This window comes from Mobilicoccus pelagius NBRC 104925 (assembly GCF_000247995.1).
GTDB lineage: Bacteria > Actinomycetota > Actinomycetes > Actinomycetales > Dermatophilaceae > Mobilicoccus > Mobilicoccus pelagius.
The window spans coordinates 85,172-97,391 of the sequence record NZ_BAFE01000003.1 but is presented as its reverse complement, the minus strand read 5'-3'; the positions used below and the strand labels follow the sequence as shown (position 1 = coordinate 97,391).

The 12,220-nt window shown below is 71.8% G+C and carries 8 protein-coding genes and 1 tRNA gene; all 9 read right to left on the bottom strand.

Going from position 1 to position 12,220, the window contains the following annotated elements; all coding sequences use genetic code 11:
- Positions 1-3: 3 nt before the first annotated feature.
- The gene (locus MOPEL_RS00870; RefSeq protein ID WP_009480953.1) at positions 4-699 is read right to left on the bottom strand and encodes a hypothetical protein; all 696 of its coding nucleotides are present in this window, start codon (positions 697-699) and stop codon (positions 4-6) included.
- A gap of 183 nt (positions 700-882) precedes the next feature.
- Positions 883-1,836: a PadR family transcriptional regulator gene (locus MOPEL_RS15540; protein ID WP_009480952.1), complete on the bottom strand. Its 954-nt coding sequence runs from the start codon at positions 1,834-1,836 to the stop codon at positions 883-885.
- Positions 1,833-2,810 carry a DUF4097 family beta strand repeat-containing protein gene (locus tag MOPEL_RS00860; RefSeq protein ID WP_009480951.1) on the bottom strand — a complete coding sequence of 326 codons (978 nt, stop codon included), beginning with the start codon at positions 2,808-2,810 and terminating at the stop codon, positions 1,833-1,835. The genes MOPEL_RS15540 and MOPEL_RS00860 overlap by 4 nt, the downstream gene beginning before the upstream one ends.
- A gap of 276 nt (positions 2,811-3,086) precedes the next feature.
- On the bottom strand, positions 3,087-3,809 hold the full coding sequence (locus MOPEL_RS00855) for a GDSL-type esterase/lipase family protein (protein ID WP_009480950.1): 723 nt from the start codon (positions 3,807-3,809) through the stop codon (positions 3,087-3,089).
- Between the two features lie 6 nt (positions 3,810-3,815).
- Positions 3,816-3,992, bottom strand: a complete 177-nt coding sequence (locus MOPEL_RS16945; RefSeq protein WP_009480949.1) for a DUF6104 family protein — start codon at positions 3,990-3,992, stop codon at positions 3,816-3,818.
- A gap of 317 nt (positions 3,993-4,309) precedes the next feature.
- The gene (locus tag MOPEL_RS00850) at positions 4,310-8,269 is read right to left on the bottom strand and encodes a multifunctional oxoglutarate decarboxylase/oxoglutarate dehydrogenase thiamine pyrophosphate-binding subunit/dihydrolipoyllysine-residue succinyltransferase subunit (protein ID WP_009480948.1); all 3,960 of its coding nucleotides are present in this window, start codon (positions 8,267-8,269) and stop codon (positions 4,310-4,312) included.
- A 328-nt stretch (positions 8,270-8,597) separates the two neighbouring features.
- A complete protein-coding gene (locus MOPEL_RS00845) occupies positions 8,598-9,518 on the bottom strand; it encodes an NAD(P)H-binding protein (protein WP_009480947.1) in 921 nt (306 codons plus the stop codon).
- Between the two features lie 219 nt (positions 9,519-9,737).
- Positions 9,738-11,738 carry an OPT family oligopeptide transporter gene (locus tag MOPEL_RS00840; protein WP_009480946.1) on the bottom strand — a complete coding sequence of 667 codons (2,001 nt, stop codon included), beginning with the start codon at positions 11,736-11,738 and terminating at the stop codon, positions 9,738-9,740.
- A gap of 278 nt (positions 11,739-12,016) precedes the next feature.
- Positions 12,017-12,091 (bottom strand) — tRNA-Arg (locus tag MOPEL_RS00835).
- Positions 12,092-12,220: the final 129 nt, after the last annotated feature.

Sequence of the window (12,220 nt, the reverse complement as noted above, 5' to 3'; positions counted from 1 at the left end):
GGGTCAGTGGCCGCCGAGGACGACGGTGCGACCTCCGACGGTCGCCGACGCGGCGGTGACGACACGGAACGAGCCGGCGTTCCCCGCGGGGCGGGGAAGCGTGGCGCGACCACGGGAGTCGGTCCGGGTCGTCCCGGCGATGCTCCACGTGCACGTCGTCCCGGTGCACGTGCGGCGCTGGAGCGTGACACGGGCGCGCGACCACGCGACCTGCTTGCGCGTCGCGGCGTCCCAGCGTGTCGCGACGACGGTCGTGGTCCGCCCCGAGTCCTTCGCGGCCAGACGGGAGCCCGCCTTCACGGCGACCGAGCCGGGGGTGACGATCATGAGGCCGTAGTCCGTGTCGGTTCCCGACACCGGCACGAGACGGTAGTTGCCGAAGGTGGCGGCCGATCGCGTCGGGATCGACACCGTCACCGCGCGGGAGCCGGAGATCGACACCTTCGACACCTGGCGGCCGTTCGGGCCGACGAGACGCCACGTCGCGCTCGACCCCAGTGGGCACGACGACGACAGGCGGGCCGTCGTCCGCGCCACGGCGCCGCTCGACACGACCACCGGCGGCGTCGACACCCCGCAGGAGGACGGGCTCGACGGCGGGGTCGCGGCGACGGGGCCGGGGGCCGCGGTGGCGACGGCCGGGACGGCGGTCAGGGCGGCCGCGAGGGCCACGGCGGGACGCAGGGTGCGAAGGCGCATGAGAACACTCCTGGAGGGGGACGGGGCCCGGCCCACCCTAGTCACGCGTGATGCGTCCTGGACCCGCGCGGCGCCTTCGTGGACGCCTTTCGAGGGGGCCCGTGGATGCGCGCAGGCCCCTCGCGGCGGCTCCGCGGATCTCTCCGCACCGCCACCCGGGGCCTGTCGGCAGGGTGTCGTCGATCAGCCGCGCGGCCGGTCGAGGACCTCCCTGATGCGGTCGCCGGCGTCCTTGAGGATCGCGACGACCTCACGCACCTGCTCGGCGGTGGGGAACGACGGGTCCTGACGGCGATCGTCGCCGTCGCCAGGGGAATCCGATGCAGGAACCGTGTTGTCCACGACCTCTCCGACGACCTCGACGGGCGCCTCCGTGGGGGTGGCGAGCGGTGCGCTCGCGGCGCTTCCGGCGGCGTCGGGGCCGGGTGAACGTGTCGCGGACGAGGTGGCCGCGGACGGGCTCGTCGGCCCTGCGTCCCGTGCCGTGTCGCCGGATGCGGGTGCTGCGTTACGTCGCCCAGAAGTGTCGTTCGTCACATCTGTATTCTCGGGCGTGGAGAAGCCCCCCGGCCCCCACGTGTTGAGCAGTCGCGTCACCGTCTCGACGTCCGGCGACAGCCCCCGCGTCAGGCCCCCGAGGAGCATCTCGAGGCCGAGGCCACCCGGAGCCCCGGAGCGCGCGACGTTGCCGAGGCCGGACTCCATCGCCGCCTGCCACCACGCCGGGCGCTCCTCGTCCTCGCGGAGCGTGGACGTCGCCGCGTCGGCCGCCTGCCCCATCTCCGCCCGCAGGTCCGCGGCACCGGCGCGGACGCGGGCCCGCATCTCCTCGGCGAGACGCGTCGCCGAGGCGTCGAGAGACGACTCGAGGGCGTCGACCTCCTCGCCGCGCGACTCGACCTCGGCGCGTCCGGTGTCGGTGAGGCGGTAGAGCGCCTTGCGTCCCTCGTCGGTGCGCTCGATGAGCCCCTCCTCCTCGAGCTTGGCGAGCCGCGGATAGACCGTGCCCGCGCTCGGGGAGTAGAGCCCCGAGAACCGGTGCTCGAGATCGCGGATGACGTCGTAGCCGTGGCGCGGCCCCTCCCGCAGCAGGGCGAGGAGGTAGAGCCGCATCTGACCGTGTCCGAAGACGCTCATCGCGTGGACCCCGGACCGTTCGTCCCCGCGTCGTCGCCCGGGTCACGGGGCCATGTCGACCCGCCGGGGCGGACGTCGTCCTGGATTCCCGAGGTTCCGGGGGTGGGGTCGCCGATGACGGGCCCGCCCGGGCCGGGGGTCGTGCCGAGCCGTGCGTCGCGGTGGAGGACGAGGAGGTCTCCGGTCATCGTGCGGGCCTTGATGACGACGCTGCGGTCGCCGCCGTAGCGGTGCCCGCCGCGGTTGCCGTCCTCGACGAGAGGCTCGCCCGCGACGACGACGTGACCGGTGGAGGAGGCGACCGTCGCGTCGTACCCGCTGCCCGCGGGCAGGCGCACGCAGACCTCACCCGAGACCGAGTTCGCCGTGACGAGCGAGGGGCCGTGGCGCAGGTCGAGGAGCGCCCGGCCGGAGACGGTGTTGAGGCGGGTCGAGCGCAGCACCGCGTCCTGCACGGTGATGTCACCGCTGACCGTCTTGACCCTGAGCTCCCCGGAGGGGGAGGCCGCGTCGACGGAGCCGCTCGCGGTCGTCACGTCGGCGCATCCGGTGGGGCGGTCGAGGGCGACGGATCCGGTGGCCGTGTAGACCGTCGCCGACTGCGTGCCGCCGACGAGCACGTCGGCTCCGACCGTACGCACGGAAACCGCGGCCTCGTCGGGCACCGTGAGGGTGAGGCGGGCGCGGGCGGTGCCCGAGCCGGAGCCGAGGCCGGAGAGCATCGCCTTGAGTCCGCTCCAGAGCTGCCCGTCGCTGCCGCGCACCTGCTCGATCTTGAGGGCGCCGTCGGTCCACGTGACCGTGAGCGGCGGGCCGGAGAGCTCGGGCACCTCGAGGCGGGCGTCCTCCGTGAGGGGGGCGGCGATGACGTCGACCGAGCCGCCGACGATCGTCACCGTGACGCTGCGGGGCCGGGCGAAGTCCCGCACGGCGGGGGTCGAGACCGCCTCGATCTGTTCCGTGGACGAGTTCATGCGGAGACGTCTCCTTCGCGAGATGCCGTGTTGTCGAAATGACGATATATCGCGAGTTGAGGTACGACAAGATGCGCGGTGCGTGAGCCGGGTGGACGTCGGTCGCAGAAGACCGGATCGAGAGCGCCCACCCGCCTCCAACGGTCGTCCTCCCGGTCGTCCCCCCGGTGGTCTTCCCCGTGGTCGTCCCGGCGCACCCGCCCAAGGCTCGCCCGACACGACGCGACGCCCTCGACCAGGAGGTCGAGGGCGTCGCGGGGAAAGAACGAGGAGGCATCAGCCGATCTGGAGCCAGCTCTCCCAGCCGCCGTGGAGGACGAGCCAGGCGAGGAGGCCGTAGCCGGCCTGGCCGGGGTGGCGCTGGTCGCGGGAGGCGCCGAGGTCGCTCAGCCACTGGTCGTGCTCGACGAGGGGGTAGAAGCAGTCGACGAACGGCACCGAACGGCGCGCGCACACGTCGGCCTGGGCCTCGACGATGACCTCGAGGCGGTCGTTGAGCATCGGGTCGAGCGTGGGCGGGGGGCCGACGACGAACGGGGCGATGCCGCGGGCCGTCGCGTCGTCGAGGACGTTCGCGAGGTTGAGGCGTGACCGGGCCGTCGTGAGGTTGACGAGCGCATCGTTCTGCCCGACGCCGACGACGAGGCGCCGCTCGCGCCGCTCCTGCCAACGGAGCGTGCCCTCGCTCTTCCACCGCTCGAGGACGTCGGCGGAACATTCGCCGCGCACGCCGAGGTTGTAGGCCGAGACGTCGAGGTCGGGGTGGGAGGTGCGGCCCATGACCCGCGAGACCCACCCGAGGCCCTTGGGGTCGCCGTACCCGGAGACGAACCCGTCGCCGATGAAGACGATGCCGACGTCACGGGGCCCTTCGTGGGCGTACGAGTCCGCGCTCGGGGTGAAGGTCGTCGGGATCCCGTCGTCCAGCGCGTCGGCCATACCCTCGGCGCTCGGGCGGCCGGCGAAGTCGTATCCGCCGGTGGTGTCGTCAGTGCTCACTGATGTTCAGTCCTCGTCGTCGTCGAGTCGGGCCAGCCAGGTGGCGAGGCGTTCGATGGGGATCTCGAACTCGGGGTTGAGATCGACGAACGCCCGAAGCTGCTCGGCCAACCAGTCGATCGTGACCTCGTCGTCCCCACGGCGGCTCGCCAGCTCCTCGATGCCGCGGTCGGTGAAGTACACATCCCCATTCTGCCTCATCGCCGCCACTGTGCGGCTCTCCCCCGCCGGGGGTGGCATGCCGCGAGCCCGGGAACCTCTCCGGGGCGGGGGCGCGGGGGTGCGGGGGGCATCACGGTGGGTGGGGCGCATCGCCCCCTCCTCCGATTCCGCTCGGCTCGCCCGGCACGGCGGATCGCCACGGCGGACGGCCACGTCGCGCACCGGGCCCGCCCCGCCGTGTCGTGGCGATGTCCGGGCCGAGACGCACGTCGGGCCCCGACCGTGGCGGTCGGGGCCCGACGTGGATGTCGAACGGGTCGACGGTGAGGCGGGGTGCCTCAGCGGTCGAAGGCCTGCTTCATGAGCTCGGCCTCCTGCGCCTTGTGCGTCTTGGCCGATCCCGTGGAGGGAGCGGCCGACTCGGGCCGGGAGACGAGGTGGAGCTTGCGCTCCTCCCCGCGCTCGGCGAGGGCCTGCGGCAGGTTCAGTGCCATGAACGGCCACGCACCCTGGTTGCGGGGCTCGTCCTGCACCCAGTACAGCTCGGCGTTCGGGTACCGACCCACGGCCTCGGCGATCTCGTCGGCGGGCAGCGGGTAGAGCTGCTCGACGCGAACGATCGCGGTGGCCTCGTCGCCGCGGTTCTCACGCTCCGCCTCGAGGTCGAAGACGACCCGGCTCGAGGCGAGGATGACGCGGTCGACCTTGTCGGGCGACGGGTTCGTGTGGTCGGCGAGCACCGGCTGGAAGGTGCCGGTCGTGAAGTCCTCGACGCTGCTCGTGGCCGCCTTGAGGCGGAGGAGCTGCTTCGGGGTGAACACGATGAGCGGCTTGCGCGGACGGGCGTAGGCCTGGCGACGCAGCAGGTGGAAGTGGCTCGCCGGGGTGCTCGGGTACGCCACGGTCATGTTGTCCTGCGCGCAGAGCTGCAGGTACCGCTCGATGCGGGCCGAGCTGTGGTCCGGTCCCTGGCCCTCGTACCCGTGGGGGAGGAGCAGGACCACGGAGCTGCGCTGGTTCCACTTCTGTTCGGAGCTCGAGATGAACTCGTCGATCATCGTCTGGGCGCCGTTGGCGAAGTCACCGAACTGCGCCTCCCAGCAGACGAGGGCGTCGGGACGCTCGACGGAATAGCCGTACTCGAAGCCCATGGCCGCGTACTCGCTGAGGAGCGAGTCGTAGGCCCAGAAACGCGCCTGGTCGCCGAGGTAGAGCAGCGGGGTCCACTCCTCCGCCGTCTCGCGGTCGATGAGGACCGCGTGGCGCTGGGTGAACGTGCCTCGACGGGAGTCCTGCCCGGCGAGACGCACCGGGGTGCCCTCGGTGAGGAGGGAGCCGAACGCGAGGAGCTCGCCCATCGCCCAGTCGATGCCGCCGGAGCGGGTCATCTCGGTGCGCTTCTCGAGCATCTTCGCGAGCTTCTTGTGGACGGTGAAGCCCTCGGGGTAGTTCGTCCACGCGTCACCGAGGCGCTCGAGGAGCTCCTTGTCGATCGCGGTGGCGACGCGACGGCCCGGGGTGCGGTCGTCCTGCTCCTGTGCCTCCGGACGCTCGAGGCCGGCGCCCTCGTTGCCCGCGGTCGTCTGGCCCTTGGTGGCCTCGCGGGTCTCGACGAACACCTTCTCGAGGCGGGACTGGTAGTCCTTGAGCGCGGCGGCCGCGTCCTCGGGGGTGATGTCGCCGCGGCCGATGAGTGCCTCGGTGTAGAGCTTGCGGACGCTGCGCTTCGCCTCGATGAGGTGGTACATGAGCGGCTGCGTCATCGACGGGTCGTCGCCCTCGTTGTGGCCGCGGCGGCGGTAGCAGACGAGGTCGATGACGACGTCCTTGGCGAACGTCTGGCGGTACTCGTAGGCGATGCGGGCGACGCGCACGACGGCCTCGGGGTCGTCGCCGTTGACATGGAAGATCGGCGCCTGGATCGTGCGGGCCGTGTCGGAGGAATATACCGAGCTGCGCGAGGACGCGGGCGCGGTGGTGAAGCCGACCTGGTTGTTGACGATGACGTGGATCGTGCCGCCGGTGCGGTAGCCGCGCAGCTGTGAGAGCTGCAGGGTCTCGAGGACGACGCCCTGGCCGGCGAAGGCCGCGTCACCGTGGAGGAGGATTGGCAGGACGGTGAACGCCTCGCCGTGGAGGTCGAGACGGTCCTGCTTGGCGCGGACGATGCCCTCGAGGACGGGGTTGACGGCCTCGAGGTGGCTGGGGTTGGCCGCGAGGTAGACCTTCGTCTTCTCGCCGTTCTCGCCGACGAACTCGCCCTCGGTGCCGAGGTGGTACTTGACGTCGCCGGAGCCCTGGACGCTGCGCGGGTCCTGCGTACCTTCGAACTCGCGGAAGATCTGGCCGTAGCTCTTGCCGGCGATGTTCGCGAGGACGTTGAGGCGTCCGCGGTGCGGCATGCCGATGCAGACCTCCTCCATGCCGTCCTGGGCGGCGGAGAGGAGGACCTCGTCGAGAGCGGCGATGGTGGACTCGCCACCCTCGAGGCTGAAGCGCTTCTGTCCGACGAACTTCGTCTGGAGGAAGGTCTCGAAGGCCTCCGCGGCGTTGAGGCGGCGGAGGATGCGCATCTGCTCGTCGCGGCCGACGCGCTGGGCGGGGACCTCGACCTTCTCCTGCATCCAGTGGCGCTGCTCCGGGTCCTGGATGTGCATGTACTCGACGCCCACGGTGCGGCAGTAGGAGTCCTGGAGCACGCCGAGCATCGCGCGCAGCGTCATCATGGGCTTGCCGCCGAAGCCGCCGGTCGGGAACTCGCGGTCGAGGTCCCAGATCGACAGGCCGTGCGTCGAGAGCTGCAGGTCGGGGTGACGACGCTGGCGGTACTCGAGCGGGTCGGTGTCGGCGAGCAGGTGGCCGCGCACGCGGTAGGCGTGGATGAGCTGCTGGACGCGGACCGACTTGGAGAGGTCGTCGTCGTGGCTCGTGGAGACGTCCTGGCTCCAGCGGATGGGCTCGTACGGGATGCGCAGCGACGCGTAGATCTCGTCGTAGAAGCCGTCCTCGCCGAGGAGGTAGCGGTGGATCATCCGGAGGAAGTCGCCGGAGCCGGCGCCCTGGATGATGCGGTGGTCGTACGTGCTCGTCAGGGTCATCGTCTTGCTGATGGCCTGACGGTTGATCGTCTCGGTGCTCGCGCCCTGCCACTCGGCGGGATAATCCATCGCGCCGACGCCGATGATGGCGCCCTGGCCCTTCATGAGGCGCGGCACGGAGTGGACGGTGCCGATCGTGCCCGGGTTGGTGAGGGAGATCGTCGTGCCCGCGAAGTCGTCGATCGTGAGCTTGTTGTCGCGGGCGCGGCGCACGAGGTCCTCGTAGGCGCTCCAGAATCCGAAGAAGTCGAGCTGTTCGGCGGCCTTGACCGAGGGGACGACGAGGGAGCGGGTGCCGTCGGGCCTGGGCAGGTCGATCGCGATGCCGAAGTTGACGTGCGCGGGCTTGACGACGGACGGCTTGCCGTCGACGACGTCGAAGCTGTAGTTCATCTCCGGCATGGCCTTGAGGGCCTTGACGGTGGCGTACCCGATGAGGTGGGTGAAGCTCACCTTGCCGCCGCGGTTGCGCCGCAGGTGCTCGTTGATGGCGATGCGGTTGTCGATGAGGGCCTTGGCCGGCATGGAGCGCACGGAGGTGGCGGTGGGCACCTCGAGGCTCGCGTCCATGTTGGTGACGATGCGCGCGGCGGGGCCGCGGAGCTTCTCGACGTCGGGCTCGGCGTTGACGGTGGAGGCCTTGACGGAGGGGGTGTCCCGGGAGGTCGGCATCTGCCGTGTCATGGGTTCGGACTTCTCGTCGCCGGAGCCGGGCATGGGTGCCGCGGGGCTCGTCTCGTGGGCGGCGGCGTTGACGGCCTTGGCCTCGGCGCCGGTGTCGGCGTTGGCGCGGGTGTCGGCCTGCTTCTTGTCGGCGCTGCGGTCGCCGGTCTCCGTCGTCCTCTGACCGGAGCCCGTCTTCGTCTTCTCCCCACCGGGGGCCTTGTCGGCCTTCTCGCTGTCGGAGGACGCCGTCGGCTTCTTCGTCGCGCCGTCGTCGCCGCCGGTGTCCTTCCTCGCGGCCTTCGCCGAGTCGGGGGACGAGGGCTTCTGGGCGGCGGGCTTCTCGGCGGAGGCCTTCTGCGCGGGGGCCGCGTCGCCGCCGCTGCGCGGGCGGCCGGGCTTGTAGTCCGCGAAGAAGTCCCACCAGGCCTCGTCGACGGAGTGCTTGTCCTCGAGGTACTGCTCGTAGAGCTCGTCCACCAACCACTGATTGGGGCCGAACGCCGCCAGGGGGTCGCTTGAGGGCTTGTCGGTCACGGGAGTTCACGCCTCTTTCGTACGTCGACTGTGACGGCTGAGCCCCGCGACGTCCGTCGACGCCGGGCGTCGACGAGACGCGGTGACGACATCTTGACGCAGCGAGGACATACCCCGATCAGGGTACATGTGGGGATCGTGGCCAGGGGTGCGGGTCCGCCACCGGATTCCACCACGGCGTCGGGGACGCGGCGACACGGACGTTCCGGCCCGGCGGTGACACGCGCAGGTGGGCCCGTCGCGACACGCGTCGACGGGCCCGCCGGAGGGCCGGGGGAGGTGTCGGCGACGGACCCACCGGCGCGCCTCGACAGGGGCGCCGCCCGCCTCAGGGGTGGCGTCGGCCGTGTCCGCCGAGGACGGCGGCGTAGCCCTCCCGGTACGTCGGGTACGTGAACGCGAAACCCGTGGCGGCGAGCGCGTCGGACACGAGGCGCCGCCCGTCGTCCTCGCCGACCCGCGGACGGTCGGGGTGCGGTGGCAGTCCGAGGAGAGCGCGGACCTCGTCGGCGACGTCGAGGGCGTGGGCGGGCAGGCGGTCGGAGCCGAGGTGCAGCGGTGCGGGGGAGTCGGCGTCGGTGAGGAGATGGACGATCGCAGCGGCGGCGTCGTCGCGGTGGATGCGGTTGGTCCACGAGTCCTCGACCTCCCCGCGGCGGGCCTTCTCGACGAAGCGCGACCGCCCGGGCCCGTAGAGGCCGGAGAGACGGAGCACGGTGCCATGGGGGAGCGTGCGGGCGAAGAGCGCCTCGGCCTCGAGGAGCACCTCGTGCGTGGCGCGCGTGGGGGCGACGGGGGAGGCCTCGGTGAGCTCGCCCGTCGTGTCGCCGTACACGCCCGTGGAAGAGACGAGGACGGCCCGCTCGGACGTCACGCCGCGGACCTGCAGAGCCTCGAGCACGCGGCGGAGTCCACCGACGTACGTCTCCCGGTACGCCTCCGCGTCGCGCCCGTCCGCGGTGAGGACGACGGCGAGCCGGTCGTAGGAACCCGGTGGCAGGTCGGGGACGTCGGTCGTGAGGTCCACCGGGAGGCCGTCGATCCTCGAGGGGAGGACGTCGGTGTTCCGTCGCAGTCCGAGGACGTGCTCGCCGCGAGCTGCGAGGCGGAGGGCGACCTCGGTGCCGAGGTCGCCGCACCCCGCGACGAGGACCGTGGGGCCCTCCTCGTGGCGGGCGCCGGAGGTGGACGTGGGGCCGGGGTGGCCGGGGTCGGGACTCGCCGTGCGGGCGGGGTTGGAGGTGCTCACGCCGGGGACGGTAGTCGACCTCCGCGTCCTCGACCGTCCCGATCCTCGATCCCCGCCCGATCCCCCGATCCCGCCCGGATCCCACGCGCACGGTCCGGACGCGACGGAGGGCGCCGGGTCGTGGTGACCCGCCGCCCTCCGGTCGTCGTGGTGACCCGCCGCCCTCCGGTCGTCGTGGTGCCCGGGCGCATCGCGCGACGTGGGCCGTGTGGCCCGGGGTCAGGCGCGGGCCCGCACCCCGTCCGCGGCGGCGGCGAGACGCCGCACCCAGGAGTACAGCCCGAGGAGGATGCCGGCGAAGACGACGATGCCGGCGACGTCGGCGATCCCGGTGAACCCGTCGCCCATGACCGCGAGCGGCGCCTCGTCGCCGGTGGCGGCGACGAGGCCGGCGAAGAAGACGCCGAAGAGGCTTTCGCCGACGATGAGGCCGGTGGCGAGGAGGACGCCGAGGCGCTTGGCCGACTCGGGGTTGGCGCGGCGACCGGCCCACCGGTCGTAGAGGAGGCCGAGGACGGCGCCGGTGGGGATCATGAGCGTGAGGTCGATGGGCAGGTACATGCCCATGCCGACGGCGAGCGGCGGCAGGGCGTAACGCCTCGTCGTCCTGCGCAGGACCTCGTCGACGAGGACGACGACCGCGCCGATCATCGCGCCGAGGCCGATGAGGCCCCAGTCGAGCCCGCCGCCGAGGACGCCCTTGGCGAGGGTGGAGATGAGGGAGGCCTGCGGCGCGGCGAGTGCGTCCTTGCCGGCGCCGGGGGCACCCGCGAAGCCGAAGCTCGTGTTCATCACCTGGAGGATCGGGGGGATGGCGAGGGAGCCGAACGCGACACCGATGACGAGGGCGACCTGCTGCTTCCACGGGGTGGCGCCGACGAGCTGGCCGGTCTTGAGGTCCTGGAGGTTGTCGTTGCTGATCGTCGCGACGCCGAAGACGACGGCGGTGGTGAACAGCGTGTAGGCGACGAGCGCCTCGGTCATGTCGCCGGTGCCGGCGCCGTGGACGGCCTTGATGAGGAGGGCCGCGGTGACGGCGACGATGATGCCGACGCCGGAGATGGGCGAGTTGGACGCGCCGATGAGACCGGCCATGTACCCGCAGACGGACGCGACGAAGAGGCCGACGAGGAGTACGTAGAGGATCGACGTGATGACGAGCCCGGCCGAGTTGCCCTCGAGGGGCGTGCCGCGGGTGAACAGCCAGAGCAATGCGCCGATGGGCAGCATCGAGGCGAGGGTGACGCCGGCGACGACCTTGATCGACAGGTCGCGCTCGGTGATGTCGACCTCCTGGCCGGCGGCGCGGGCGTTCGTCGAGGCGAGGGCGTCCTTGATGCCGGTGAGGATGGGGCCGATGATCTTGAGGAGCGTCCACACGGCGGCGACGCCCATGGCGCCCGCGCCGATGAGGCGGACGTCGTTCTTGAAGACCGTCTCGACGACGTCGGCGAGTTCCTGACCGCCGCCGATCATGCCCGAGGTGCGCATCGGCAGGAGCACGCCCCAGGAGATGACGAGGCCGACGACCATCGCGAGGCCGACGGCGATGCCGACGAGGTGGCCGACGCCGATGAGGGCGAGGGAGAGGCTCGAGCCGATCATCGTACCGCCGGAACCGACACGGAACGCCTTGCCGACGCTCTCCGTGACGAGCTTGAGCTTGGCGAGCAGGAGGTAGCCGGCGGAGCCGATCGCGCCCGCGGTGATGACGTTGAGGCCCCGCTTGTTCTCCTCGGCGCCCTCGGTGGAGTCACCGGCGCGGAGCACCTCGGCGGCGGCGACGCCCTCGGGATAGGGGAGGTCGGAGCCGGTGACGAGTGCCCGGCGCAGGGGGATGGAGTACATGACGCCGAGCACGCCGCCGAAGAAGCAGACGCTCGCGGTCGTCCAGTACGGGAATCCCGTCCAGTAGCCGAGCATGACGAGGCCGGGGAGGACGAAGATGATCGCCGAGAGCGTGCCCGCGGCCGACGCGATCGTCTGGACGATGTTGTTCTCGACGATGCTGTGGTTCTTGAAGAACCGCAGGACGGCCATCGAGATGACCGCGGCGGGGATCGACGTCGCGAACGTGAGGCCGACCTTGAGGCCGAGGTAGACGTTCGCGGCGGTGAAGACGAGGGTGATGATCCCGCCGATGATCACTCCGCGCATCGTGAGTTCGCGGAGGCCCGGGGGGCGTGGGACGGTCGGGCTCGTGGGTGTCCGTGCGGGCATCGCACACTTCCTCTCGGGCGCTCGTGGCGCGTGGCCAGGGGGATGTCCGGGAACGCGGCCGACGGTCGACGCCCCAGGAACGCGACCACGGTAGTCCCGTGGCAGGCGGGGCCTGGGGAGTCGCCGCGGACGAACGGGTCACAGTGGGACGCAGGGGGTGTGATCGCCCGGCGTCGGTGGAGGCGCCCCGGGCGAGGCACGGGGTGTGACACGGGCGAGGCGTGTGGGCCGCCCGAGCATGTGAAAGGGCGTCGCGCGATGCGCGACGCCCTTTCACATGGCGCCCCCGGCAGGATTCGAACCTGCGCTCCCGCCTCCGGAGGGCGGTGCTCTATCCCCTGAGCTACGGGGGCACGCGGGGTATCTGCCCCGCGGCACCGAAGCAGAGTATCAGCCTCCTGGGGTGATCCTCACCGCTCGGGGTCGAGAGACCCGTCGGGTGTCGGGGAGGGTGCGCCGCGTGACGGGCGCCCGGGGGTGCC

Coding starts and splice junctions, on each gene's coding strand:
- MOPEL_RS15540 (WP_009480952.1), bottom strand. CDS start 1,836: ATGAGCGTCTTCGGACACGGTCAGATGCGGCTCTACCTCCTCGCCCTG.
- MOPEL_RS00870 (WP_009480953.1), bottom strand. CDS start 699: ATGCGCCTTCGCACCCTGCGTCCCGCCGTGGCCCTCGCGGCCGCCCTG.
- MOPEL_RS00840 (WP_009480946.1), bottom strand. CDS start 11,738: ATGCCCGCACGGACACCCACGAGCCCGACCGTCCCACGCCCCCCGGGC.
- MOPEL_RS00860 (WP_009480951.1), bottom strand. CDS start 2,810: ATGAACTCGTCCACGGAACAGATCGAGGCGGTCTCGACCCCCGCCGTG.